This window comes from Streptomyces sp. V3I7 (assembly GCF_030817495.1).
Taxonomy (GTDB): domain Bacteria; phylum Actinomycetota; class Actinomycetes; order Streptomycetales; family Streptomycetaceae; genus Streptomyces.
This window is the reverse complement of the sequence record NZ_JAUSZK010000001.1, coordinates 727,218-752,883: the sequence shown is the minus strand read 5'-3', so window position 1 is coordinate 752,883 and position 25,666 is coordinate 727,218. Positions and strand designations below refer to the sequence as shown.

General features: G+C 70.8%; 22 protein-coding genes and 1 tRNA gene. 15 read left to right on the top strand and 8 right to left on the bottom strand.

Going from position 1 to position 25,666, the window contains the following annotated elements; genetic code table 11:
- Nucleotides 1–76: 76 nt before the first annotated feature.
- The 5 genes from fdh to selB all read left to right on the top strand — a co-directional run bounded on the left by fdh (nucleotide 77) and on the right by selB (nucleotide 8,833).
- A complete protein-coding gene (fdh, locus tag QFZ74_RS03580) occupies nucleotides 77–3,376 on the top strand; it encodes a formate dehydrogenase (protein WP_307619307.1) in 3,300 nt (1,099 codons plus the stop codon).
- The gene (locus QFZ74_RS03575) at nucleotides 3,373–4,446 is read left to right on the top strand and encodes a 4Fe-4S dicluster domain-containing protein (RefSeq protein ID WP_307619306.1); all 1,074 of its coding nucleotides are present in this window, start codon (nucleotides 3,373–3,375) and stop codon (nucleotides 4,444–4,446) included. The genes fdh and QFZ74_RS03575 overlap by 4 nt, the downstream gene beginning before the upstream one ends.
- Nucleotides 4,443–5,582: an NrfD/PsrC family molybdoenzyme membrane anchor subunit gene (gene nrfD, locus QFZ74_RS03570; protein WP_307619305.1), complete on the top strand. Its 1,140-nt coding sequence runs from the start codon at nucleotides 4,443–4,445 to the stop codon at nucleotides 5,580–5,582. The genes QFZ74_RS03575 and nrfD overlap by 4 nt, the downstream gene beginning before the upstream one ends.
- 111 nt (nucleotides 5,583–5,693) lie before the next feature.
- Entirely contained in the window at nucleotides 5,694–7,058 is a 1,365-nt protein-coding gene (gene selA, locus QFZ74_RS03565; protein ID WP_307619304.1) for an L-seryl-tRNA(Sec) selenium transferase, read from the top strand.
- A 2-nt stretch (nucleotides 7,059–7,060) separates the two neighbouring features.
- The gene (gene selB, locus QFZ74_RS03560; RefSeq protein ID WP_307619303.1) at nucleotides 7,061–8,833 is read left to right on the top strand and encodes a selenocysteine-specific translation elongation factor; all 1,773 of its coding nucleotides are present in this window, start codon (nucleotides 7,061–7,063) and stop codon (nucleotides 8,831–8,833) included.
- A 26-nt stretch (nucleotides 8,834–8,859) separates the two neighbouring features.
- On the opposite strand, the gene QFZ74_RS03555 is transcribed toward selB, so the two are convergent.
- A tRNA-Sec gene (locus tag QFZ74_RS03555) sits at nucleotides 8,860–8,952 on the bottom strand.
- A gap of 124 nt (nucleotides 8,953–9,076) precedes the next feature.
- Between QFZ74_RS03555 and selD the strand changes: the two genes are divergently transcribed.
- The 4 genes from selD to QFZ74_RS03535 all read left to right on the top strand — a co-directional run bounded on the left by selD (nucleotide 9,077) and on the right by QFZ74_RS03535 (nucleotide 14,316).
- Complete coding sequence (gene selD, locus QFZ74_RS03550; RefSeq protein ID WP_307624035.1) at nucleotides 9,077–10,126, top strand: selenide, water dikinase SelD; 1,050 nt, start codon at nucleotides 9,077–9,079, stop codon at nucleotides 10,124–10,126.
- 454 nt (nucleotides 10,127–10,580) lie between these two features.
- On the top strand, nucleotides 10,581–11,750 hold the full coding sequence (locus QFZ74_RS03545; RefSeq protein ID WP_307619302.1) for an NAD-dependent formate dehydrogenase: 1,170 nt from the start codon (nucleotides 10,581–10,583) through the stop codon (nucleotides 11,748–11,750).
- Nucleotides 11,751–12,095: 345 nt separating this feature from the next.
- Nucleotides 12,096–12,899, top strand: coding sequence for a formate/nitrite transporter family protein (locus QFZ74_RS03540; RefSeq protein WP_307619301.1), 804 nt, complete (start codon nucleotides 12,096–12,098; stop codon nucleotides 12,897–12,899).
- Nucleotides 12,900–12,951: 52 nt separating this feature from the next.
- Entirely contained in the window at nucleotides 12,952–14,316 is a 1,365-nt protein-coding gene (locus QFZ74_RS03535) for an NAD(P)/FAD-dependent oxidoreductase (RefSeq protein WP_307619300.1), read from the top strand.
- Between the two features lie 399 nt (nucleotides 14,317–14,715).
- Here QFZ74_RS03535 and QFZ74_RS03530 read toward each other — a convergent pair whose 3' ends face one another.
- Nucleotides 14,716–15,432, bottom strand: a complete 717-nt coding sequence (locus QFZ74_RS03530; protein WP_307619299.1) for a maleylpyruvate isomerase N-terminal domain-containing protein — start codon at nucleotides 15,430–15,432, stop codon at nucleotides 14,716–14,718.
- Nucleotides 15,433–16,086: 654 nt separating this feature from the next.
- Between QFZ74_RS03530 and QFZ74_RS03525 the strand changes: the two genes are divergently transcribed.
- The 4 genes from QFZ74_RS03525 to QFZ74_RS03510 all read left to right on the top strand — a co-directional run bounded on the left by QFZ74_RS03525 (nucleotide 16,087) and on the right by QFZ74_RS03510 (nucleotide 19,261).
- Nucleotides 16,087–16,344, top strand: coding sequence for a PepSY domain-containing protein (locus QFZ74_RS03525; RefSeq protein WP_373462467.1), 258 nt, complete (start codon nucleotides 16,087–16,089; stop codon nucleotides 16,342–16,344).
- A gap of 272 nt (nucleotides 16,345–16,616) precedes the next feature.
- Nucleotides 16,617–16,868, top strand: a complete 252-nt coding sequence (locus QFZ74_RS03520; RefSeq protein ID WP_307619297.1) for a hypothetical protein — start codon at nucleotides 16,617–16,619, stop codon at nucleotides 16,866–16,868.
- Complete coding sequence (locus QFZ74_RS03515; protein ID WP_307619296.1) at nucleotides 16,868–17,608, top strand: peptidoglycan-binding domain-containing protein; 741 nt, start codon at nucleotides 16,868–16,870, stop codon at nucleotides 17,606–17,608. The genes QFZ74_RS03520 and QFZ74_RS03515 overlap by 1 nt, the downstream gene beginning before the upstream one ends.
- Before the next feature lie 78 nt (nucleotides 17,609–17,686).
- Nucleotides 17,687–19,261, top strand: coding sequence for a family 10 glycosylhydrolase (locus QFZ74_RS03510; RefSeq protein WP_307619295.1), 1,575 nt, complete (start codon nucleotides 17,687–17,689; stop codon nucleotides 19,259–19,261).
- Between the two features lie 145 nt (nucleotides 19,262–19,406).
- Here QFZ74_RS03510 and QFZ74_RS03505 read toward each other — a convergent pair whose 3' ends face one another.
- On the bottom strand, nucleotides 19,407–20,423 hold the full coding sequence (locus QFZ74_RS03505; protein ID WP_307619294.1) for a glutathione S-transferase family protein: 1,017 nt from the start codon (nucleotides 20,421–20,423) through the stop codon (nucleotides 19,407–19,409).
- 266 nt (nucleotides 20,424–20,689) lie between these two features.
- Here QFZ74_RS03505 and QFZ74_RS03500 point away from each other — a divergent pair, with 266 nt between their 5' ends.
- Nucleotides 20,690–21,028, top strand: coding sequence for a hypothetical protein (locus tag QFZ74_RS03500; protein WP_307619293.1), 339 nt, complete (start codon nucleotides 20,690–20,692; stop codon nucleotides 21,026–21,028).
- Between the two features lie 80 nt (nucleotides 21,029–21,108).
- Here QFZ74_RS03500 and QFZ74_RS03495 read toward each other — a convergent pair whose 3' ends face one another.
- Nucleotides 21,109–21,339, bottom strand: coding sequence for a hypothetical protein (locus QFZ74_RS03495; protein ID WP_373462340.1), 231 nt, complete (start codon nucleotides 21,337–21,339; stop codon nucleotides 21,109–21,111).
- A gap of 303 nt (nucleotides 21,340–21,642) precedes the next feature.
- Here QFZ74_RS03495 and QFZ74_RS03490 point away from each other — a divergent pair, with 303 nt between their 5' ends.
- Nucleotides 21,643–22,023 carry a VOC family protein gene (locus tag QFZ74_RS03490; protein WP_307619292.1) on the top strand — a complete coding sequence of 127 codons (381 nt, stop codon included), beginning with the start codon at nucleotides 21,643–21,645 and terminating at the stop codon, nucleotides 22,021–22,023.
- A gap of 215 nt (nucleotides 22,024–22,238) precedes the next feature.
- Here QFZ74_RS03490 and QFZ74_RS03485 read toward each other — a convergent pair whose 3' ends face one another.
- The 4 genes from QFZ74_RS03485 to QFZ74_RS03470 form a co-directional block, all read right to left on the bottom strand.
- Nucleotides 22,239–22,700 (bottom strand): Rrf2 family transcriptional regulator, encoded by a 462-nt coding sequence (locus QFZ74_RS03485; RefSeq protein WP_307619291.1) that lies wholly within the window; start codon nucleotides 22,698–22,700, stop codon nucleotides 22,239–22,241.
- 98 nt (nucleotides 22,701–22,798) lie between these two features.
- A complete protein-coding gene (locus QFZ74_RS03480; RefSeq protein WP_307619290.1) occupies nucleotides 22,799–23,695 on the bottom strand; it encodes a TauD/TfdA family dioxygenase in 897 nt (298 codons plus the stop codon).
- Nucleotides 23,696–23,898: 203 nt separating this feature from the next.
- Nucleotides 23,899–24,822: an ABC transporter permease gene (locus QFZ74_RS03475; RefSeq protein WP_307619289.1), complete on the bottom strand. Its 924-nt coding sequence runs from the start codon at nucleotides 24,820–24,822 to the stop codon at nucleotides 23,899–23,901.
- Nucleotides 24,819–25,664: an ABC transporter ATP-binding protein gene (locus QFZ74_RS03470; protein ID WP_307619288.1), complete on the bottom strand. Its 846-nt coding sequence runs from the start codon at nucleotides 25,662–25,664 to the stop codon at nucleotides 24,819–24,821. Before QFZ74_RS03470 ends, QFZ74_RS03475 begins: the two co-directional genes overlap by 4 nt.
- Nucleotides 25,665–25,666 lie beyond the last annotated feature (2 nt).

Genomic DNA, 25,666 nt, shown 5'->3' with positions numbered 1-25,666 from the left:
CACCGGAGTTGCGGCGTGTCTGCAAGGCGGTAGCGTCGATCTTAGGCAGGCCCTGCGTGCGCGAAGGAGTGGGCGGATGGGCGTCAAGAAGTGGCTGGACATGTGGCCCGTGTACCGGCAGATCACCGGTGCCGACTGGCTGGGCCGCGGCAAGGCCGTGCAGTCCAAGCGATCGGTCAATCTGATCCCACGCGTCGACGAGGCCGACCGGGTGGTGCACTCGGTGTGCCCCTACTGCGCCGTCGGCTGCTCGCAGAACGTCTTCGTGAAGGACGAGAAGGTCATCCAGATCGAGGGCAACCCGAACAGTCCGGTCAACCGCGGCCGCCTGTGCCCCAAGGGATCCTGCAGCGAGCAGCTCGTCAACGGGCCGCAGCGTGAGAACAAGGTCCTCTACCGGCCGCCGTACGGCACCGAGTGGCAGGAGATGGAGCTCGACACGGCCATGGACATGGTGGCCGACCGGGTCCTGGACGCCCGGCGCAAGGGCTGGCAGGACACCGACGAACAGGGCCGGACGCTGCGCCGGACCCTGGGCTTCGCCGGTCTCGGCGGCGCGGCGCTGGACAACGAAGAGAACTACCTGATCAAGAAGTTGTTCACCGCCCTCGGCGCCCTGCAGATCGAGAACCAGGCCCGTATTTGACACTCCGCCACCGTTCCCGGTCTGGGAACCTCGGTCGGACGTGGCGGCGCTACCAACTACCCGGAGGACCTGACAAATTCCGACTGCATCATCCTGATGGGCTCCAACATGGCCGAAGCCCATCCGGTGGCCTTCCAGTGGGTCACCGAGGCCAAGGTGCGCGGGACGAGGATCATCCACATCGATCCCCGCTTCACCCGCACCAGCGCGCACTCCAACCAGCACGTGCGGATCAGGGTGGGCACCGACATCGCCTTCCTCGGCGGAGTGGTCAACTACATCCTCTCCAACGACCTGCACTTCAAGGAGTACGTGAAGGCGTACACCAACGCCACGTTCCTGGTGAACGAGAACTTCCAGGACACCGAGGACCTGGACGGCCTGTTCAGCGGCTACGACCCGGAGACCGGCACGTACGACAGCTCCAGCTGGGCGTACGAGATGGTCGGCGGAGGCGACGGACGGCAGGGCAGCACGCTCATCTCCGCCACCCCCGCACAGGCGAAGGGCGGCCATGAGAAGCCTGCCGGCCCGACCGGCCCACCCGGCCCGATCGCGACCGACCCGACCATGGAACACCCGCGCTGCGTGCTCCAGATCCTCAAGCGGCACTACTCCCGGTACACGCCGGAGATGGTCGAGCGGATCTGCGGCATCACCCAGCAGCAGTTCCTCGACGTCTGCCGTGCCTGGACCGAGAACTCCGGCCGCGAGCGCACCACCGCGCTCATCTACAGCGTGGGCTGGACCCAGCACACCGTCGGCGCCCAGTACATCCGGGCCGGCTCCATCGTCCAGATGCTGCTCGGCAACCTCGGGCGGCCCGGCAGCGGCATCCTCGCCCTGCGCGGACACGCCAGCATCCAGGGCTCCACGGACATCCCGACCCTGTACAACCTGCTGCCCGGCTACATGCCGATGCCCAACGTCACCCACCACACGCTGGAAAAGTTCGTGGAGGACGTGCGGCACGTCTACCGCAAGGGCTACTGGTGGAACGCCGACGCCTACATGATCTCCCTGCTGAAGGAGTACTGGGGCGACGCGGCCACCGCGGAGAACGACTACTGCTACGACTACCTGCCGCGCATCGACGGCGACCATGGCACCTACGCGACCACCATGGACATGATCGCCGGCAAGGTCTACGGCTACTTCCTCATGGGGCAGAATCCCGCGGTCGGCTCCGCGAACGGACAGCTCCAGCGGCTCGCCCTGGCCAATCTGGAGTGGCTGGTGGTCCGCGACCTCGCGATGATCGAGAGCGCGACCGTCTGGAAGGACGCGCCGGAGATCGAGCGGGGTGAGATCTCCACCGAGACCTGCCCCACCGAGGTCTTCTTCTTCCCGGCCGCCTCGCACGTGGAGAAGTGCGGCACGTTCACCCAGACCCAGCGCATGATCCAGTGGCGCGACCTGGCCGTCGAACCCATCGACGACCGCCGCTCCGACCTGTGGTTCTTCTACCACCTCGGCCGGATCATCCGGGCCAAGCTCCAGGACTCGGAGGACGAGCGCGACCGTCCCGTCCTCGACATGGCCTGGGACTACGAGATGGAGGAGGGCGACGAACCCTCGGCCGCGGACGTGCTGCGCCACATCAACGGCATCGACCTGAAGACCGGCCGTACGCTGGACAGTTACGAGTACCTCAAGAACGACGGCTCCACGGCGTGCGGCTGCTGGATCTACACCGGCGTCTACGCGGACGAGTACAACTTCGCCCGGCGCCGTAACTCCCGCTTCGAGCACCCGATCTCGGACGGCGAGTGGGCCTTCGTCTGGCCGCTCAACCGGCGGATCCTGTACAACCGGGCCTCCGCCGACCCCGAGGGGCGTCCGTGGAGCGCCCGCAAGGCGCTCGTCTGGTGGGACGAGGAGAGCCGGACGTGGATCGGCGGCGACAAGCCCGACTTCCAGCGGCACAAGCCGCCGTACTTCCAGGCCGAGCCGGACGCGCACGGTCCCGAGGCACTGTCCGGCGACGACGCGTTCATCATGATGGGCGACGGCAAGGCGGCGCTGTTCACGCCGACCGGCCTGGTGGACGGGCCCCTGCCCACCCACTACGAGCCGGAGGAGTCGCCCGCCCGCAACCACCTGTACGGGCAGCAGTCCAACCCGACCCGGACGATCTACAAGAAGACCTTCAACCCCTACAACCCCTCGCCGCCCCAGCCCCACCACGAGGTGTTCCCGTACGTGTTCACCGCCTCGCGGTACACCGAGCACCACACGGCCGGCGCGATGAGCCGCACGCTGCCCTACCTCACGGAGCTGCAACCCGGCCTGACCGTCGAGGTGTCGCCGGAACTCGCCGCCGAGCGGGGCCTGCACCACATGGGCTGGGCCCATGTGATCACCAGCCGTACCGCGGTGGAGGCCAAGGTGGTCGTCACCGACCGGCTGGCGCCGCTGAACCTCGAAGGCCGTACGGTGCACCAGCTCTGGATGCCCATCCACTGGGGCAACCTCGGCATCACCGTCGGCGACGTGGTCAACGACCTGATCCCCGTGGTGCTCGACTCCAACGTGCTGATCCAGGAGAGCAAGGTCATCACCTGCGACATCCAGCCCGGCCGGCGCCCCCGCGGGCGTGAACTCCTGGCGTACGTCGAGGACTACCGGCGCCGCGCCGGGATCACCCTCGACACCGGCACCCACGAGCTGACGGTCGATGTCCCCGACGGGTCACCGGGCGGAACGGACGGGTCGGAGGACTCCTCATGACCGAGAAGAAGCAAGAGACGCAAGAGACGCAACAGAAGCAAGAGAGAAGAAGGAACGAGAACAGTCTCTTCGGCCCGCTGGAGGACCCGTCCGGGGACGCCGGCTACCCGGAGGACCACCCGCCCAGGATGGGGTTCTTCACCGACACCTCCATCTGCATCGGCTGCAAGGCCTGCGAGGTGGCCTGCAAGGAGTGGAACGGCGTACCGGCGGACGGCTTCCAACTGCTGGGCATGTCCTACGACAACACCGGCTCCCTCGGCGCCAACAGCTGGCGGCACGTCGCCTTCATCGAGCAGGACCTCAGGCTCGGTAACCAGGACGCCGGTCTGGTGGGCCTGCCCACCGGACCGTCCGGCACCGGGCCGGCGGCCGACGTCGTCGCCGGAGCGATCAGCCAGGGCCACCGGGCAGGCGGCGAACTGGGCACCGATCCGGTGGACCTGGGCTTCCCCAGCTTCGAACTGCCCGGCGCCACCAGCGGCGTGGAGACGCGTACCGACTTCCGCTGGCTGATGTCCTCCGACGTGTGCAAGCACTGCACCCACGCCGGCTGCCTCGACGTCTGCCCCACCGGCGCCCTCTTCCGCACCGAGTTCGGCACCGTCGTGGTCCAGCCCGACATCTGCAACGGCTGCGGCTACTGCGTCTCGGCCTGCCCCTACGGCGTCATCGACCGCAGCTCCGAAGACGGCCGCGCCTGGAAGTGCACCCTGTGCTACGACCGGCTCAAGGGCGGCCTCGAACCGGCCTGCGCCAAGGCCTGCCCGACCGACTCCATCCAGTTCGGCGTGCTCGACGAACTGCGGGAGCGCGCCGACCTGCGCCTCCAGCAACTCCACGAGGCGGGCGTGGAGTCCGCCCAGCTGTACGGCCGTGATCCCGAGGACGGAGTCGGAGGCGACGGCGCCTTCTTCCTGCTCCTCGACGAGCCGGAGGTCTACGGACTGCCGCCGGACCCGATCGTCACCACCCGGGACGTGGGGTCCATGTGGAAGCACGCGGCCGCGGCCGCCGGGATCATGGTGGCAGCATCCGCCGCCGTCTTCATCAAGGGAGGCCGTCGATGACCGAGGGCGACGGAAAGCACCACGCGCCGCACACGACCGGGGGAGCCGGCGACCCCATGGCCACCACGTTCTCCGCGGCCGGCGACGGTGGCAGGAAGCGCGGGAAGAAGGGCCATGGCGGGGCCGAGGAGCCGATGGTCCCGCACGCCGAGTTCAAGTCCTACTACGGGCGTCCGGTGCTCAAGCCCCCGGTGTGGGAATGGATGGTCCCCGCCTACCTCCTCACCGGCGGACTCTCGGCGGGCTGCGCCCTGCTGTCGGTGGGCGCCGACCTGACCGGCCGGCCCGCCCTGGCCCGCTCCACCCGCATCGGCAGCTTCGGGGCGCTGCTCGCGAGCAGTTACCTCCTCATCGGCGACCTCGGCCGGCCCCTGCGCTTCCACCACATGATGCGGGTGGCGAAGCCGACCTCCCCGATGTCGATGGGCACCTGGATCCTGATGTCCTACGGCCCGGGCAGCTCGCTGGCCGGCATCGTCGAACTCCTGCCCAAAGCCTGGCGCACCCAGGGCTCCCTCGGCACCGCCCTGAAGTGGGTGGCCCGGGTGAGCGGCATCTCCGCGGCCGCCGTCGCCCCCGCGCTCGCCTCCTACACGGCCGTCCTCCTCGCCGACACCGCGGTGCCCGCCTGGCACGGTGCGTACAAGGAGATGCCGTTCGTCTTCACCGGCTCCGCCGCCGCCAGCGGCGCGGGCTTCGCGATGGTCTGCACACCGGTGGCACAGGCCGGCCCCGCCCGCCGGCTGGCCGTCCTCGGCGCCGCCATCGAGATCGCGGCGGCCCACAGAATCGACCACCTGCCGACGTTCGAGACCTCCACGTTCACCCACGGCGAGCCGCACAAGCTGCGGAAGATCTCGGAGTACCTCACCATCGGCGGCGCGCTCGCCGCGCTCACCTTCGCCCGGCGCAGCCGCTTCGTCTCCGTGCTCGGCGGCCTGGCCCTCCTCGCGGGCAGCGGCTACCAGCGCTTCGGCACCTTCGAGGCGGGCGTGGAGTCCACGAAGGACCCGATCTACGTGGTGAAGCCCCAGCGTGAACGCCTCGACGCCCGGCGTCGGGAGCAGGAGGAGCGTGCGCTGAGGGAGCAACAGGAACAGCAGCAGGGATCGGACCAGGGACCGGCCGGTCAGTGACCTCGTTCCGGCGGCCATCCCGCTGACCGGTGTGGCGGGGTTGCCGGGGCGGCCGACGGCCGTAGCCTGTCAGGGGTTTCAGCCGGTAACGCCAGAACGAGGGTGCCCGAGATGGACCGCGACCACGCCGCCCCCGCGGCCGCCGCCCCGAGCGGCGACGAGGGGAGGCGGCTGCCCCGTACCGACGTGCTCCTGGCCGATCCCCGGCTCGACGCGGCGACGCACCGGCTGGGCCGGGACCTGGTCAAGGACGTGATCGCCGAAGTACAGGCGCGGGCACGCGCCGGCGAGGTGCCTGTCAGCGAGATCGCCGACCGTGCCGTCGCCGCCCTCCCGGCCACCGCGGCCGCCCTGCGCCCGGTCGTCAACGCCACCGGAGTCCTGCTCCACACCAACCTCGGCCGCGCCGCGCTCTCCGAAGCGGCCCGCGACGCCGTCCTGGCCGCCTCCGGCACCACGGACGTGGAGCTCGACCTCGCCACCGGCGTCCGCGCCCGGCGCGGCCGGTCCGTCCTCGACGCCCTGCTGCGCGCCGTCCCGGCCGCCGAGGCCGCCCACGTCGTCAACAACGGGGCGGCGGCGCTCGTCCTGGCCGCCACCGCGCTCGCCCAGGGACGCGAGATCATCGTCAGCCGCGGCGAGATGGTGGAGATCGGCGACGGCTTCCGGCTGCCCGACCTGCTGGTGTCCACCGGTGCCCGGCTGCGCGAGGTCGGCACCACCAACCGCACCACCCCCGCCGACTACGCGGCTGCCGTCGGCCCGGACACCGGCTTCATCCTCAAGGTCCACCCCTCCAACTTCCGCGTCACCGGCTTCACACGAGAAGCGTCCGTGGCCGAACTGGCCCCGCTCGGCGTGCCCGTGGTGGCCGACATCGGCTCGGGACTGCTCACCCCGGAACCGGCGCTTCCCGGCGAGCCCGACGCCACGAGCCGGCTGCGCGCCGGGGCCTCCCTCGTCACCGCCAGCGGCGACAAGCTGCTCGGCGGACCGCAGTGCGGACTGCTGCTGGGCGACGCCGAATTGGTACGGCGGCTGGCCCGGCACCCGCTGGCCCGCGCCCTGCGCGTCGACAAAATCACCCTCGCCGCCCTGGAGGCGACGGTACGCGGCCCCGTCACCCCGACCCTGACCGCGCTGCGTGCTGACCCCGCGGAACTGCGGGAGCGCGCCGAGCGGCTCGCCGGGAAACTGCGGGCCGACGGCCTCGACAGCCGTGCCGTCGACACCGAGGCGGTCGTCGGCGGCGGGGGAGCGCCGGGCGTGACCCTGCCGAGCGCCGCCGTCTCCCTGCCCGCCGAGTTCGCGCCCCTGCTGCGCGGCGGCGACCCCGCCGTCATGGCCCGCGTCGACGACGGCCGCTGCCTGCTCGACCTGCGGGCCGTACCCGAGGACACTGACCCGCACCTGGCACAGGCGGTACGTCAGGCCGCACCCCGGTGCGCGGCGCCCGGGCCCGGAACGGAGAACTGACCGTGCATGTCATCGCCACCGCCGGACACGTCGACCACGGCAAGTCCGCGCTGCTGCGCGCCCTGACGGGCATGGAGCCCGACCGCTGGGCGGAGGAACGCCGCCGGGGCATGACCCTCGACCTCGGCTTCGTATGGACCCGGCTGCCCGGCGCGGGCGACCTCGCCTTCGTGGACGTACCCGGGCACGAACGCCTCGTCGGCAACATGCTGGCCGGGGTCGGCCCGGTCCCCGCCGTCCTCTTCGTCGTCGCAGCCGACCAGGGCTGGCAACCGCAGTCCGAGGAGCACCTGTCCGTCCTCGACGCGCTCGGCGTACGCCACGGCGTGCTCGCCGTCACCCGCAGCGACCTCGCCGACCCAGGCGCCGCCCGAGAACAGGCGCTCGCCCGGATCGCCGAGTCCTCCCTGGGCAAACTGCCGAGCGTCGCCGTCAGCGCGGTCACCGGAACCGGCCTCGACGAGCTGCGCACGGCCCTCGCCCGGCTGACCGGCGAGCTGCCCGACCCCGACCGCGACGCGGACGTACGCCTGTGGGTGGACCGCGCGTTCACGGTGCGCGGCCACGGCACGGTCGTCACCGGCACCCTCGGCGCGGGCACCCTGCGCGTCGGCGACCGGCTCCAACTCGCCCGCGGCAGCAGGGCAGTTCGGGTGCGCGGGCTGGAGTGCCTCAAGGAGTCACGGCAGGAGGCCGGCGCGGTCGCCCGCGTCGCCGTCAACGTGAGCGGTCCGGGTGCCGGGGCCCTGCGCCGCGGGGACGCGCTGCTCACTCCGGACCGGTGGCTGACCAGCGACACCGTGGACGTACGGCTGCGCGGGGACGCGGCCCGCGACCTGCCGCGCGAACTTACCCTCCACGCGGGCTCCGCGGCCGTGCCGGTGACGGTACGTCCGCTCGGCGACGACACCGCACGCCTGCGGCTGGCCGCAGCGCTCCCGTTGCGCGTCGGCGACGGCGCGCTGCTGCGCGACCCCGGACAGCACCGCGTTCCGGCGGGGGTCACCGTGCTCGACGTCCGCCCGCCGGGGCTGACCCGGCGCGGCGCGGCGGTGGCCCGGGACCGGGAGCTGCGGGCGGCCGCGCCGGGCGGCGCCGACGGGACGGAGGAACTGCGCCGGCGCGGCCTGATCCGCCGCTCGGAGCTGCTCGCCATGGGCGTCCACCCGCCGGCGGAACCGGTCGCCGGGGAATGGCTCGCGGACCCGGACCACTGGGCGGCTCTGCGCGAGCGGCTCGCCGAAGCCGTCGAGGAGCACGCCGCCCGCAACCCCCTGGAGCCCGGCATGCCCCTGGAGGCCGCCCGCCAGGCACTCGGAGTTCCGGAACGCGCCCTCGTCGACGCGCTGCTGGCCCAGTCGCCCGGCCTGCGGCCCAGCGAGGGCCGGATCCACGGCCGCCACGCCCGCCCCACGCTGCCACCCCAGGTCCGGGCCGCCGTCGAGGCCGTCCGCGCGGACCTCGCCGGCGCCCCGTTCCGCGCCCCGGAGGCCGAGCGGCTGCACGAACTCGGGCTCACCCCAAAGCTGTTGGCCGCCGCCGAGACCGCGGGGGCACTGCTGCGGATCGCTCAGGGCATCGTGTTGCTGCCGGGCGCGGACACGGAGGCCACGGCCGTCCTCGCACGTCTGGAGCAGCCGTTCACCGCGAGCCAGGCGCGCCGGGCGCTGGACACCACCCGTCGCGTCGCGATCCCGTTGCTGGAGTACCTGGACGAGCACGGCCACACCGTGCGCGTGGACGGCGCGCTGCGCCGCTGCCGTACGGCCGGGTGAGGGGGAGCCAGTCATGCGCGGGTCGGCGGAGACGGACGGGAATCGAACCCGCCTGCCCGAGTTGCTCGGACACCTCGGTTTTGAAGACCGGGAGGGCCACCAGGCTCCCTTACGTCTCCCCGCGGACGGTCACGGGGGCGAGGCCCCGGACATACGGCCATCGAACCGCCGCCTCCCCGTACAAGTCAACGCACGACACGGCACATTCCTCCACAGCTAAGGATTGATCCCGTCATGACGGACATGCGGACCGACGCCGGGCAGGCGACTGGGCAGGCGAACGGGCAGGGTGCTCGGCGGCTCACGCAGTACGCGCACGGCGGCGGCTGCGCCTGCAAGATCCCGCCGGGTGAACTGGAGGAGATGGTCGCCGGACTGCTGCCGCCGGGGGCCGCCGGCAACATGATCGGTGAGCTGCTCGTGGGGCTCGACCACGGCGACGACGCGGCGGTCGTCCGGCTGCCGGGCGGCCCCGGCGCGCCCGCCGCCGTCGCCACCGCGGACTTCTTCACGCCGGTGGTCGACGACCCGTACGACTGGGGGCGCATCGCCGCCGCCAACGCGCTCTCCGACGTCTACGCCATGGGCGGCACCCCGCTCGTGGCGGTCAACCTCCTGTGCTGGCCCCGGGACGTGCTGCCCTTCGACCTTGCCAGGGAAGTGCTGCGCGGCGGACTGGACGTCGCCGCGGCGGCCGGCTGTCTGGTGGCGGGCGGCCACAGCGTGGACGACCCGGAGCCCAAGTACGGCATGGCGGTGACCGGCACCGTCGACCCGGAACGCCTGCTGCGCAACGACGCGGGGCGGCCGGGCGTGCCGCTGTCGCTGACCAAGCCGCTGGGCCTCGGCGTGCTCAACAACCGGCACAAGACGACCGGTGAGGTCTTCCCGCAGGCGATCGAGACGATGACCGCGCTCAACCGTGACGCCTCGCAGGCCGCGTTGGCGGCGGGGGCCGTGTGCGCCACCGACGTCACCGGATTCGGCCTGCTGGGGCACCTGTACAAGCTGGCGCGCGCCTCGGAGGTGACCGCGGTCGTCGACTCCGCCGCGGTCCCGTTCCTCGACGGCGCCTGGGACGCCGCCCGCGCCGGGTACATCAGTGGCGGAACCCGTCGCAACCTCGACTGGGTCGCTCCGTACACGGACTTCGGCGACACCGATGAACTGACCCGTCTCCTCCTCGCCGACGCCCAGACCTCGGGCGGCCTCCTCGTTGCCGGGGAGGTGCCGGGGGCTCCGATCGTCGGGGAACTGGTGGCCGCGGGGCCGCACCGGCTGGTTGTGCGCTGACGATCAGGGGTGTCCATCCGGTCTTGATGGCCGCATCTGCGTGCCAAAGAGCGCTTGTTTACTCGCAGATGCGGCTTGTGTTGGCGCCTTGCCTTGCATCTGCGCCACCTTGGCGTGTGGTGTCGATCACGTCGTGGATCTCGCGGGGGTGTTAGCGGCGTTGCGTCTGAGTCGATGTCGCACTGTCGTCGCGATCGGGAGACTGTCCCGAGGATTCACTGAAGTGCCTTGCGTTGCAAGCGAGTTGAGCACGAGGCCGTCGCCGTCGACCGCTTCGGAGCGGTGCGTCGGGGCCGGGGTGAACAAGTTGAAAGCCGCAATCGATCGCTCGCGCCTATCAAGCGGTCGCGCCGTCCTCTTTGACCCTCCTGGCCGCCCGGGTGGAATGTTGCTTTCAGAACGGAAACCGGAAAGAAATTCCGGCGAAATTCCGTGTTCTTCACAGGAGGAAATCGTGGCAAAGATAGTCTGTGTTCTCTACCCGGACCCGGTCGAGGGTTTCCCGCCGAACTACGCCCGGACGAGCCTTCCGAAGATCGAGGGTTACCCGGGTGGTCAGACCCTGCCGACGCCCCAGGGCCTGGACTTCACGCCCGGCGAGCTGCTGGGCAGCGTCTCCGGTGAACTGGGTCTGCGCGAGTTCCTCGAGTCCCGTGGCCACACCCTGGTCGTGACCTCCGACAAGGAGGGCCCGAACTCGGAGCTGGAGCGCCACCTGCACGACGCGGACGTGGTCATCTCCCAGCCGTTCTGGCCCGCGTACCTCACTCCCGAGCGCATCGCCAAGGCCCCCAGGCTGAAGCTCGCGCTCACCGCCGGCATCGGCTCCGACCACGTCGACCTCGACTCCGCGATCGCCCGCGGCATCACGGTCGCCGAGGTCACCTACAGCAACAGCATCAGCGTCGCCGAGCACGCGGTGATGATGGTCCTGTCGCTGGTCCGCAACTACCTGCCCTCGCACAAGATCGCCGCCGAGGGAGGCTGGAACATCGCCGACTGCGTCTCGCACTCCTACGACCTCGAGGGCATGGACGTCGGTGTCATCGCCGCCGGCCGTATCGGTGTCGCGGTCCTGCGCCGCCTGAATCCCTTCGACGTCAAGCTCCACTACACCGACAAGCGCCGGCTGCCGCGCGAGATCGAGGAGGAGCTGAACCTCACCTTCCACGCCACCGCCCAGGACCTGGCCAAGAACGTGGACGTGGTCTCCATCCACGCTCCGCTGCACCCCGAGACGCAGAACCTGTTCGACGAGAAGCTCCTGAACAGCATGCGCAAGGGCTCGTACATCGTGAACACCGCCCGCGCCCAGATCGTCGACCGCGACGCGGTCGTGCGCGCCCTGGAGTCGGGTCAGCTCGGCGGTTACGCCGGTGACGTGTGGTACCCGCAGCCGGCCCCGGCCGACCACCCGTGGCGCACCATGCCGTTCAACGGCATGACGCCACACATCTCCGGCACCTCCCTCACCGCCCAGGCCCGCTACGCGGCCGGCACCCGGGAGATCCTGGAGTGCTTCCTGGACGGCCGTCCGATCCGCGACGAGTACCTGATCGTCGACGGCGGCAAGCTCGCTGGCACCGGCGCCGCCTCCTACACCGCGGGCGACAAGAAGGCCTGAGCGGGCCGAGCTCCAGCTCATCCGGAGTGCTTCGACGGCCGGTGTCAGCTGACTGAATTCCGCTGAGACCGGAACGGTATTCCGCCCGAATCAGAGGTCGTTTTCTCCAGGGTGAAACACCGGAGAAAGCGACCTCTCGGCATTTCTGTCCGCGAGTGTCTCGCGGGTCTCGCACCGAAATGAGTGCGAGCGTTCTCGGCAGGGGCCGAGGTCGAGGAATTGATTGATCAGACACTACGTCCCGGGCGTCTGGCGGGACGGAGTCATAAGTGTTGCCTATCTGGCCGCGCGTTCTGCGGGAGAGCCCGTCGGAGCGGCCGGGGCGCCCGTATCGAGAGAGTCAACGTGCCCATTCCCCTTCAGGAAGCCTTGGCCGAGCAGGCCGCCGCAGCGCGGGCCAAGGTGTCCCAACTCCGCAACCCCGGACGCTACTTGCTGCTCTCCTCGCTCGCCGGAGCCTTCATCGGTGTGGCAGGGGTGCTCCTGCTCACGGTGAGCGGGCCGCTCGGCGCCGAGCACTCGGCGTGGACCAGACTCGTCCAGGGCGTCGTCTTCGGCGTGGCCCTGATCCTCGTGGTCTTCGCCGGATCCGAACTCTGCACCGGCAACGTACTGCCCGTCGTCCAGGGACTGAGCCTGCGGCGCGTGCCCGTCCTCGGCGCGGCTGGCGTCGTCGTCCTCTCCTTCCTCGGTAACCTGATCGGCTCGATCGTCTTCGCCTGGCTCGTCCACTGCGCCGGCGTACTCGACATGGTGGGAGTCCCCGGAAAGCCCGCGCCGGGCTCGACGCTGCTGACGGGCATGCTGACGGCGAAGGTGCACGAGAGCACCGAAGCCCTGTTCTTCCGCGGCGTCCTGTGCAACTTCCTGGTCTGTCTGGCCGTGTGGATGGTCGGCCGGACCCGCTCCGAGGGTGCGAAGATCGCGCTGATCTTCTGGTGCCTGCTGGCCTTCGTCGGCTCCGGCTTCGAGCACGTCGTCGCCAACATGACGTACTTCTCGCTCGGCCTGTTCGCGCACATCCCCGGCGTGACCGTCGCCGCCTTCGCCCGCGACCTGCTCTTCGTCGGCCTCGGCAACCTCGTCGGCGGCGGCCTGCTCGTCGGCGTCGCCTACGGCATCGCCGCCCGGCCCGCCAAGACGGACTGACCGACGGACCGACGGACCGACCGTCCCTCCCAGAAAGGACCAATGACTCGTCATGTCCCACTCCGGCACCCCCAAGCCGCCGCGCATCCTTGTCGTCGGCGGTGGTTACGCGGGCCTGTACACCGCGATGCGCGTGCTCAAGAAGCTGCGCAGGAACGAGGCCACGGTCACCGTGGTCGACCCGCGCTCGTACATGACGTACCTCCCCTTCCTCCCCGAGGCCGCCGGCGGCAACGTCGCCGCCCGCAACCTCGTCGCCCCGCTGCGCCCGGCGCTGCCGGACGCGGAGGTCGTCACCGGGCATGTGGTCTCGGTGGACCACACCCGCAAGTCCGCGACCATCGTGCCCGCGGCCGGCGACGAGTACGAACTGGACTTCGACCACCTCGTCGTCGCCACCGGCTCCATCTCGCGCACGTTCTCCATACCCGGCCTCGCCGAGGAGGCCATCGGCCTGAAGACCATCGAGGAGGCCATCAGCCTGCGCAACCACGTGCTGTGGCAACTCGACAAGGCCGACTCCACCACCGACCCGGAGGTGCGCCGCCGGGCCCTCACCTTCGTCTTCGTCGGTGGCGGCTTCGCCGGAGTGGAGGCCATCGGCGAGGTCGAGGACATGGCCCGCGACGCGGCGAAGAACTACGGCAACGTCAGCCGCGACGACATGCGCTTCCTCCTCGTCGAGGCCGCCCATCGCATCCTCCCCGAAATGGGCCCCGACCTGGGCGTCTGGACGATGGAGAAGCTCCAGGAGCGCGGCATCGAGGTCTACCTCAACACCTCGATGGACTCCTGCATCGGCCGGTACGTCGTGCTGAAGAACGGCGTCGAGACCCCGGCCTCCACCATCGTCTGGACCGCGGGCGTCCGGCCCAGGGCGCTGCTCGCCGACTTCGGCATCCCCCTCGGCCCCCGAGGTCACGTCGACACCGCCCCCACCCTTCAGGTCCAGGGCTTCGACTACGTCTGGGCCGCGGGCGACAACGCGCAGGTCCCCGACCTCGCCGTCGGCGACGGCGCCTGGTGCCCGCCGAACGCCCAGCACGCCTGCCGCCAGGCCGTCGTGCTCGCCGACAACATCGTCGCCGCCCTGCGCGGCGGCAAGCTCAAGGAGTACCGGCACAAGAACCTCGGCGCCGTGGCCAGCGTCGGCGTGCACAAGGGCGTGGCCATCCTCTTCGGCAAGTACCGGCTCAAGGGCCGCCCGGCCTGGTGGTTCCACCGCCTGTACCACGGCAGCCGCGTCCCCACCATGAACCGCAAGATCCGGGTCTTCCTCGACTGGACCCTCGCCGTCCCCCTCCGGCGCGAGACGGTCGGCCTGCCCGAGATGGCGCACCCGCGGGACGCCTTCGTCGACGCCACGCTGCCCGAACCGCTGCTGCGCCGCGCTGACCGGGTCAACACTCTGACCTGAGTCATCGCAGTCCGGGGGCTCGGGGGCCCGGGGGGTCCAGTCCGTCCAGGTGGGGGTCAGGTGGAGGGCGGCGCGGGGAATATCACCCGATCGGCGGACGCCCCTTCGGGGCGCGGATGCGGCATTCCCCCATTCGGCTCATGCTGAAGGCTCAGGCCCTACACCGCGGCAACGTTCCTCACTGCTTGGCCAGGAGGCATCGTGATCGCTTTGGCTCTGCTCGTACCGGTGATGCTCCTTCTCCTCACATTCGCACTGGACGCGTTCGAACGCCTCCTCTTCCCCCCGCCACCGGACCAACCGCCCGAGGACAACCCCACCAGCACGGAGGGGTGAATACCGACTCGGGGTCCCGGGTTCACGTCGTCGTACGACTGCGACTGAGCCCGGAGCCACGCCCTACTCGTCCGGGTCCCAGGCCTGGAGCAGTTCGAAGAGACGCCGATCGCCGTCGAGTTTCAGGGAGTCCACCGGAATGCGGCCGTACAGGGCGAGGACCAGCTCACCGGCCGTACCCCGGGCGGAGGCGTCGGCCCCGTCCGTGGCCTCGCCGGTGCCGGGCATGGGAAGACGGGTGATCCGTGCGCCGTCGGCGGAGAGCGAGAGACGCCAGGAGCGGCCCTCGGCGGCGTGGTAGTCGACGGCGGCGGGCTCGTGCGGCCAGCGGTACGCCCCTGCGCAGCAGGTGGACAGGAACTCGTCGACACCGTCGAGCGCCGCCTCGCCCGGCAGCGGCTGCGGGGAGCCCACGGTGATCTGGGCGTCGTAAGTGTGCAATGCGACCTCCTGGAGCTGTTGCTGGGCGACGGCACCGCAGGTCTGCGGCGACTCCGACGCACCCCACCACGTCCAGCAACCGCGCTCAGGGCCGGACTCTCGTAGCGCGCCCAGCAGTTGCTCCGTCGACTCCGCCGACCAGGCCAGCAGGGCCTCGCGCACGTCGCCGCAAAGGTGCCGTCGGCCTCCTGCTGCATGCCGCAGGAGGCCGCGGTACGGCGTCCGCTTGCCTTCCTTGTACGGCTCCGCCGGGTAGCCGTCCAACGTGCCGCCGGGGACGCCGAGATCGAGGGTCGTGGCGTCGGCGTCACCTGAGGGCCGCCGCCCGCGCCCCAGCACAGGCCCCCGGGGTGGTTCACCTTGATGGCCGGGTCGCCCGCCGTGACCGTGGCCGCCGACGCCATCGTGCCGGTGGCACAGTCGCCGACACCGAAACCGGGGCGCCGCTTCCGGGAAGACTCCGGACCGCCCGGCGCCGGCAACCGGTGCGATCCGATGAGCGGATTCCGGAGGGGTCAACGGCCATACGTGGCTGCAGCCCTGTACGTCATGAGCATCGCCAGGTACCAGCTCGCCGGCCGCCATCGCACCGTCGCCGCCGTGTTCGCGGCAGCCGCTGTGATCGGCGGAGGCGCGGTCACGGCCGTGGCCGCCACCTCGTCCGCCGACCACGAGTCGGCGGATCACCAGTGTGCGGGCCGAGGTCGCGTGGGACGAGCACGTCGTCGACCACGAGTTTGAACAGCCAGATCTCGGCGCCGTCGAGCAGCGGTCCGACCAGGCTGGCACGGGGCGGACGACCGGGGCGCCGACGGCCACGGCCGTCACCGTGACTCGGGCACGGACTGCTCCCGGCCACGCGCGGCAACATCCGCCGCTCCGAGGGTGGTTGGCCTTCGGCAGGCGGCCGCCGCGGCGGTCCGGTCCGTGCGGGCGACGTGACGGAGGTCGTCCTGGACCGGAGTTCGGACTCGGACCGGGAGCACCGGGGCACTGACCACCGCGCTCGGCTCGATACCGGGAACGCTGACCGCCGCCGAACTCGACGACCACCACGGCTCCGTCGCCTGGTACGTGGACGTCATCGACACCCGCGGAACGCTGCACCGGGTGGCCGTGGACGCGAACACCGGACGCCTCGCGCAGGCCGCCACGCCCGGCGAGGACCGCCCGCACGCCGACGACCACGCGACCGGCACCCGCCGCCACGCCGACGAGCGGAGCCCGGAGCCGACGACGACTGATGCCTGACAACCGGTAACCGGTGACCGGTGACCGGTAGTTGAACGACTTCGGCCAGCGAGGTCAGTCGGCAACGGGTCGCGGCCGGTAGCATCCCGCAGCGCCAACTCCTCGACTCGGCCCGGGAAGTGCCCCGGCCGAGGCTCGCTTCCGTCCAACGCCCTCCCAACTCGCCACGACCCCAAGCCGATTGTCCCCGTACTCCACGCTTCCGCCATCTTGACGCGCCCCTGTCAACATCCGGACAATCGCACCCACTTCACACCCCACCTGGAGGCCCCGTGACCCACGGCCCCTCGCGCCGCGCCACGCTGCTGGCGGCAGCCGGCGGAGCGCTCGCGCTGCCCGTCATCTGCTCCGGATCCGCGCACGCCGCCACCCCCGCCCCACCGCTCGGCACTCGCGAACTCCCCATCGTCACGCACCCCCGCGACGCCGGCGCCGTCTACGCCCCCGACGCGGCGCGTCACGCCCACGCCGAGCCCCTGAACGCCGCCGTCGGCTGCGCCCTGGGCCGGGGAGGGCGAGGCTGATGGCCACGTTCGTCACCCGCGCCCAGTGGGGCGCCCGTGCACCGCTGAGCGTCAGCAACAACATCACACCGGCCGAGGGCGGTGTGGTCGTCCATCACGTCGACGCCGTGAAGGTGGCGAAGACCAACCACGCCGACTGCGCGGGCCAGGTGCGGGGCATCCAGAACTTCCACATGGACTCCAACGGCTGGTCGGACATCGCCTACAGCCACCTCGCCTGCGTCCACGGCTACCTCTTCGAGGGCCGCGGCGAGCACGTCCGTACCGCCGCACAGGGCACCACGCAGGGCAATGACGACTGGTACGCGGTCTGCGCGCTGACCGGCGGCACCAGCACCAACTACGACACGATCACCGCCGCGCTGATCGACGCCATCCGCTACGGCATCAGCCGTCTGCGAGTGTCGGGTGGCGCCGCGCAGGCCATCACCGGCCACCGCGACCACCACTCCACCGACTGCCCGGGCAACCTCTACTCCCGGGTGCTCAGCGGCGAGGTCAACCCCGGCGGCGGCCCGCTGCCCTATCCCGGGGTCAGCTTCCGCCAGCCGCCGACCTTCGTGCACGCCAGCGTGGCGACGTGGCAGTACCAGATGAACAACGCACACGGCTACGCCCTCTCCGTGGACGGCCAGTACGGACCGGGTTCCGACTCCGCCTGCCGCATCTTCCAGTCCAAGAACGGCCTGAGCGTGGACGGCATCGTCGGGCCGGCCACCTGGGGCGCCACGTTCGCCTAGGGCCCAACCAGCCGGGGTCCGCCGCCTTCGAGCGCGGCGTACGCCCGTGACCGACGAACCTCACAGGGGACACCTCACATGCGTTTACCTCGCGTACTCACCACCCTGGCGGCGGTCCTCGGCCTGCTTCTCGGTGCGGCCATGGCGCTGCCCGCCCACGCCCACGCCCACGACGGCACGGCGGCACCCGCCCAGTGGCGCAGCTACTGGGTGGACGCCTTCAACCCGGGCATCTACACACCCGCGCAGGTCACGAACCTCGTCAAGGACGCGCTGGACGTCAACGCCAACGCCCTGATCGTCCAGACCGCGCGGCGTTACGACTGCTTCTGCAACAACGCCCTGTACCCGCGCACCGACGCCGCGATCGCCCCGGCGCCCTACGACCCGCTGGCGGAGATCATCCGGCAGGGGCACGCCGCCGGGCTCCAAGTGCACGCCTGGGTCAACGTCAACACCATGTGGAACAGTGCCACTCCGCCCCGCTCCCCGGACCACGTCTTCAACCAGCACGGCCCGAGTGCCACCGGTGCCGACCGCTGGCTCAACAAGAAGGCCGACGGCCAGGAGCTGGTGGGCGCCAACTCCTATGTGGACCCCGGCAATCCGGCCGCCGCCGACTACATCGTGCGCGCCATACAGAGCATCGTCCGCAACTACGACGTGGACGGCATCAACCTCGACTACGTCCGCTACCCGGACGGCAGTTCCACCCCCACCCACAGCGACTGGGGCTACAACGACGTCTCGGTCGCCCGCTTCCAGCAGGCGACGGGCCGTACGGACGTCCCCCTCCCGTCCGACGAGGCCTGGAGCGACTGGCGGCGCGACCAGGTCACCAACCTGGTGCGCAGGATCTACCTCGGGATCTGGGACGTCGACCCGCACGTCCGCCTGTCCATGGACGCCATCACCTACGGGCACGGGCCGCAGGCGGTCGGCGGCTGGCAGGCCACCCGCACCTACGCCGAGGTCCTCCAGGACTGGGCCGGGTGGCTGGACGAGGGGATCATGGACACCGCGATGACCATGAACTACAAGCGCAACTGGAATCCGGACCAGGCGCTCATGTTTTCCGAGTGGTCCGAGTTCCTCGCCGACCACCAGGGCGAGCGCCAGGCGGTCAACGGACCCGCGCTGTACCTGAACAGCGTCGCGGACTCGCTCAGCCAGGCCAGGGAAGCGCTGCGCCCCACCCCGGCGGGCCACACCGCCGCCGGCTGGAGCGGCTACGCGTACGCCACTCCCAGCATGAACGTGGCGACGGGCGGCGTGGCGGGGGAGCGGGCCAAGCTGGTGCAGGCGCTGACGCGGGGCGAGGACGCGCCGTTCAGGGACAAGGCGGCGGTGCCCGCCATGCCGTGGAAGACGGCGCCCCAGGACGGCCACGTGACCGGCACTCTCGCCCTCCGGAGCGGCGCCCCGCTCGACCAGGTCCCGGTGACGCTCGACCCGCTCGCCACCCGGGGTGAGAAGATCACCCGGCTCAGCGACGGCTCCGGCTGGTTCGGCTTCGCCCATGTGGAACCCGGCGTCTACCTCCTCACCCTGGACCTGCCGAAGGGCGTGACCGGCCCTCCGGCGACCGTGGTGAGGGTGACGAAGGGCGACATCGCGGAGGCGGGGCTCCCGCCGTTCCGGGAGGTGCCGTGACGGACGTGGGCGTAGGGGAAGGGCGGCCGTAGAGGACGGCGTAAGCCGGAAGCGAATGGGGACCGCGTCCTCACACCGGAAGCGGATGGGACCGCCACCCTCACACCGGAAGCGAATGGGACCGGATCCAGGTGGGACCGCGCCCTCACACGGGAAACCCTCGCGGCCCCACCTGCTCGCCCGCGGGCACCGGTCCGGGCGGCGTCCCGTCGCCGAACGGCCGGCCGCCCAGCTCCTCGCGGTGGTGCGGGGTGAGCCAGCCGTCGAGGTCCGGGCCGAGCGGCACGATGCCGGTCGGGTTGATGCCGGAGTGGACCTGGTAGTAGTGCCGCTTGATGTGGTCGAAGTCGACCGTGTCGCCGAAGCCAGGCGTCTGGAACAGGTCGCGCGCGTACGCCCACAGCACCGGGTTCTCCGCCAGCTTCCAGCGGTTGCACTTGAAGTGGCCGTGGTAGACGGGGTCGAACCGGACCAGGGTGGTGAACAGCCGGATGTCCGCCTCGGTGATCGTGTCGCCGACCAGATAGCGCTGGCCGGCCAGCCGCTCGGCGAGCGACTCCAGCCGCCGGAAGACCCCGGCGCACGCCTTCTCGTAGTCCTCCTGCGTGTGGGCGAACCCGGCCCGGTACACCCCGTTGTTGAGATCCTCGTAGACGTCCGCCATCACGTCGTCGATCTCGTCGCGCAGCCGGTCCGGGTAGAGGTCCGGCGCGCCCTCGCGGTGCAGGGCGGTCCACTCGGTCGCCAGGTCCAGGGTCAGCTGCTGGTAGTCGTTCGTGACCAGTTCCCCGCTGGGTACGTCGACGATGGCCGGCACGCTCACCCCGCCCGGCGCGTCCGGTTCCCGCTTGTCGTAGGCCTCGGCGAGGTACCGGATGCCGAGCACCGGGTCGCGGCCGTCGGGGTCCAGGGTGAACCGCCAGCTCCTGTCGTCCTGGATCGGGTCGGCGATCGCCATGGGGAGCGCCTCCTCCAGCCCGAGCAGCCGGCGCGAGACCACCGCCCGGCTCGCCCACGGACAGGCCCGGGAGACCACCAGCCGGTAGCGCCCGGCCTCCACCGGCCAGCCGTCCCGCCCGTCGGCGGTGATCCGGTCCGTGAAGTGACTCCTGGACCGCTTGAACGCCTTGTGCCCGTACGCGCTGTTGCCGTCGTCACTCATGCCGCCTCCTCGCCGCACCGCGCTGCGCGCTCCGGTTCCTCGTACGACGCGTTCCCCGCCTTCGACGGTACGCGTTCTTCCGTGCGTGTCCGGCGTCCGGGCCGCCTCCGAAGGTACGCGCTCTTCCGTGTACGTCCGGCGTCCGGGCCAGGGCCACGGCTCCGTCGGTCCGGCGATCACCCTCAGCAGGCGGGCTCGCCGGTTCTGGCGGATAGTGAGGGAAGGACGATGTCCCTGGCAGCCCTTCCGTCCTTCAGGAGGCTCTGATGCCCCCTTCACGGTCGCTGGCCGCGCTCATCGGCCTCATGACGCTCGGCGTCGCGCTCACGGCATGCGAGGACAACGCCGCCGGCCAGGTCGTGGCGCGCAACGGTGACAAGGTTGTCGAAACGGTCTCCAACCCGCCGAACCACGGATGCCACCGCTTCCCCGAGGGCGTGACCCACGTCAACAACCACACGCAGAGCAACCTGCTCCTGTACACGACCCCGAACTGCACCGTGCCGCCCGGTGGCCAGAGCATCTATCTCGACATGGGCGGGGCGGACGAGGTGGTCAGAGGCATGGGCCTGTGGCGCAGCTTCTCGATCGCGCCTGGGGGATGAGCCGGGGCGCCGGTCTGCCCTGTCCGACTGAGGGGAGCCGGAGGACGGGCGTCGACCTGGGGTGCGACACCGACCGCCGACTACACCGCGCCCGTGGCGAACAGCTCAAGGTGTCCGCACTTGGGGCAGCGGAACGCCTCGATCTGCCGCCGAGGCCGACCCATCCGCTCGGCACCCCCGAAGGGTCCGCGCTGCAACGCGCCCTCGATCCAGCGGGCGTATCCGCGTGAGTGCTCACCGGCGTCCTCGATGAAGCCCTCGGCCAGACCGACGGTGGTGCTGGTGTGTGCCGCAGTGGGTGCACGTGTCACCCGCGGCCGCGACTCCGGTCCGGCCGGACCGCGCCAGCCGAATCCGCCAGCACACTTGTGCAGTCCGCCAACCGCAACTCGCGCCGAACGCAGCGCGCTTCAGGGCGTACACCCGCTCCGACGGACAGCCGCTGGAGGGTGATGGCCTCGCCCACGTGCGTGAATGCCGATCGGCATGTTCCGGGCGGGATGTGGTCAGTAGCCTCCTGGGACCAGGCCCCCGGGACGGCCGTGGTGGCGAAGCGATCGGGAGTACTCGTCGAGATGCGCGGACGTCCCAGCAGTGATCCCCGTACTCCTCGCATGTCGAGGCACGACTGGTGGGGTGTCGTGCTCGAGGCGCCCGATCCGCAGGCGCTGGCACGCTTCTACTCGGAGTTGCTGGGCTGGGAGATCACCAAGGAGGACGCGGACGGGGCGGCCATCGCGCCGCCGGAGGGCGTGGCCTACATCGCCTTCCAACTCTCGGAGGGTTACGTTCCCCCGGTCTGGCCGGCGCAGCACGGAGCCCAGCGGATCACGATGCACCTCGACTTCGAAGTCGTCGATCTGGAGTCGGCCGTGGCGCACGCGCTCGAACTGGGCGCGCGCCAGGCCGACTGTCAGCCGCAGGGCAACGTCAGAGTGATGCTCGACCTCGCCGGTCATCCCTTCTGTCTGTACTCGGACGGCAGCAGCGACTAGCGGAAAGACCGTCACTCCCGGCGGTGCCCCAGCGCCTTCCGCCGGATCACCGCACCCCGCTGATCCTCCACAGCATGTCCAGGAACTGCTCCCGCTCGGCTGGCGGGCGGCGGCACCACGGAGGCGCTCGCGCGACACGTAGTTGAGGATGAAGGCCGTACCGGTCCTGGGGGGCTCGGCGGGAGGAGCGACATGGAGCGGCATCCTCGTTGTCGTCAGGGGTTCGCCCACGCACCCGGGGTATCCGTCAACGCGGACACCTCCGCGGGCAGTCGGGCGGTGGCGACGTCGGCGAGTGACACGCCGTCCAGGATCTCGCGCACGTTGGACCGGAGCGCTATCCACAGCGGAAGCAGTGACTCGGCGGGGCCGGTGTAGGACAGCTCCGGCGGGCGCACTCCACGCACCGAGACCAGCGGGCCGTCCACGACGCGGATGACGTCGGCGATGCTGATGGAGTCGGCGGCCCGGGCCAGCCGGTATCCGCCGTTGCCGCCGCGCTGGCTGAGAACGAGACCGCCCCGGCGCATGTCGTTCAGGATGCTCTCGAGGAACTTGTGCGGAATGTCCTGGGCAGCAGCGATGGCCTCGGCCTTCATCGGCCCGCCGTCCTCCCCCGACGCGGCGAGCTGCAGCGCGGCACGTACCGCGTAGTCCGCCCTGGCTGAGATCCGCATGCCGGCATTATCCCGTACCCCTTCGGCGCGTAAGGCCGCCGGGCAGAGGCAGGGGTATGTCAGGTGCCCCCTGTCCTCGCCCGGCGGTTGGGGGTGGTTCAGGCCGCGGCCGGTGTGTAATGGGAGGCGTCGCCCTCGATGACATGGCTGCGGGTGCCGTCGACACCAGTGGGGACGTCGCCCGCGACGGTCACCCGGTGCAGCAGGCGCGGAAGGTCGCCGTAGTCGTCGGGGGCGTAGTGCTGGGTGATGCGGTTGTCGAACAGGACGAGGTCACCGGGCGTCCAGGCCACCCGCACGATGTTCTCCGGGCGGGTGACGTACGACTGGAAGAGGCGCAGCAGGTCGCGGGAGTCGGCGGGGCCGAGGCCGACGATGCTCTGGGCGAAGCCGCCGATGAACAGCCCGCGTTCCCCGGTCTCGGGGTGGACGCGGACGACCGGGTGCGCGGTGCGGTACTTGCGGGAGACGAACCGCCGGCGGTGCTCGGCGGCCTTCTCGCTCTTCGGGGCGGCGTAGTCGTAGTCGTTGGTGTGCACCGCCCACAGCTTGTCGGCCAGCTCGCGCAGCGGCTCGGGCAGATCGCGGTAGGCGGCCGCCGAGTTGGCGATGAGGGTGTTGCCGCCGTAGGGCGGGATCACGATGCCGCGCAGCGTGCTCGCCTTCGGGGGCGTGCGGACGAAGGTGACGTCCGTGTGCCAGTGGTTGGCGCGGATTCCCTCGTCGCCGTCGACGGGCAGGATCTGCGGCTGGTCCTCGACGGAGGGCACGGTGGGGTGCGCGGTGGTGAGCTCGCCGAAGAGGGAGGCGAAGCGGAGCTGGCCCGCGTCGTCGAGGTCCTGGCCTCGGAAGACGAGCGCCTTGTGGTCCAGGAGCGCGGAGTTGATCTCCGAGACGACGGCGGGGTCGAGATCGGTGGAGAGATCCACCCCGATGATCTCGACGCCGATACGGCCGCCGATCCTGCGGATGTCGAAGCCGGTGCTGGTGGTCATGTGCTGGTGTCCTCTCGAGAAGTGATCAGCGAGGTGAGGGGCAGGGAGGTGAGGGGCAGCGGAGGTGGTCCCGGACCCCGGCGATCCGGGGGAGGGCCTACGGTGCACAAGGCCGGGTGTGCGGGCTCGAGTTCGGATCTCGGGACGGGCGTACGGAGGGAGTCGTCAGGCCGCTTCGTGGTGGCCGGCGTTCACTGGCCCTCTCAACCGCCCGCCGGTACGCGCCAGGAGCTGAGCCGGCGCTCCACGGTCACCAGGAACTGGTTGAAGACCACGCCGATGGCGGAGATCGTGAGGATGCCCGCATACATCTGCGGGATCGCGAAGTTGTACTGCGAGGCGTTGATCAGGTAGCCGAGGCCCGCCTTGGCGCCGATCATCTCGGCGGCGACCAGCACCAGAATGGACGCCGCTCCGGCCAGCCGGATGCCGGTGAAGATCACCGGCACCGAGGACGGCAGGATGACCTGCTGGAACAGCCGGGGTGCGGACAGATCCATGGACTTCGCCAGCTTCAGCAGGGTGGGGTCGACGTTGCGGACCGCGCTGACGGTGTTGAGCAGGATCGGCCAGGTGCACGCGTACACGACGATGGAGATCTTCGAGGTCTCGCCGATGCCGAGCAGCAGCACGAACACCGGCAGCAGGGCCAGCGCCGCGGTGTTGCGGAAGACCTCCAGCAGCGGTCCGAGCAGGTCGGCGACCGGCCGGTACCAGCCGATCAACAGGCCGAGCGGCACGGCGACGACCACGGCGAGACCGAATCCGCTGAAGGAGCGCACGAGGCTGGCGCGAGCGTTGTCGACGAGTTGACCGTCGGCCGCCAGTCCCCACCACGCGCGGGCGACCTCGCTGAACGGCGGCAGGAAGGTCCGGTCGACCAGGCCGAGTCGCGGTGCGGTCTCCCACAGCAGCAACAGGGCCACGATCGCCGCGGACTTCGTGGCTAGCTTCAGCAGCAGGTACGGCAGTTGGTGGACCGACCGGCGGACGGGTGCCGTCGGGGAGGGGGGTCGACGCCCGTACGACGCGGCTGTCCCAGCCCGTGCAGGAGGGGAGGAGGCCGGAGCGGGCTCGGCGGCGCTCCCGGGGACCCGCGTCTCGGTCGTGCCGGTGGTGGGGCTCATACGGAAGCCTCCTCCTTCTCCAACTGCTGGGCCCTGGCCACCTCGTCGTGCAGCAGCGACCAGATCTCGTGCCGGTGGCGCGCGAACTCGGGACTGGAGCGGAGGTCGTCCGTCGAGGTACGGGAGTCGAAGGCGACGGGCACGATCTGCTTGATGCGGCCCGGCCTCGAGGTCATGACGGCCACGCGCTGCCCCAGGTAGACGGCCTCGTCGATGCCGTGCGTGATGAAGACGACGGTCTTGCCCGTGCGTTGCCAGATGCGCAGCAGCTCGTCCTGCAACGACTCGCGGGTCTGGGCGTCCAGCGCGGCGAACGGCTCGTCCATCAGGAGCACATCGGGGTCGTAGGCGAGACTGCGGGCGATCGCCACCCGCTGCCGCATCCCGCCCGACAGCTCGTGGGGGTGGCGGTCCTCGAACCCGGACAGGCCGACCAGCTCCAGGAACTGCCTTGCTTGTGCACCACGTTGACGCCGTGGGACGCCGGTGGCCTCCAGGCCGAACTCGACGTTGCCCTGCGCCGTACGCCACGGCAGCAGCGCGTACTGCTGGAACACGATCCCGCGGTCCAGTCCCGGGCCGGTGACAGGTTCGCCGTCCAGCAGGATCTGTCCGCTGCTGGGCCGGGCGAGGCCGCCGAGGAGGTCGAGCAGGGTCGACTTTCCGCAGCCACTGGGGCCGACCAGGACGACGAACTCGCCGGCGGCTATGTCCAGGTCGATTCCGTCGAGGGCGGTGAACCGAGTCGTCTGGCGGGCCTGTTGTGCCGCTCGGTCCTTGACGGTGAACTCCTTCCGCACCTGCTTCAGCGCGATCTTGGGTGGGGTGGTGGGCTCGGGCACGG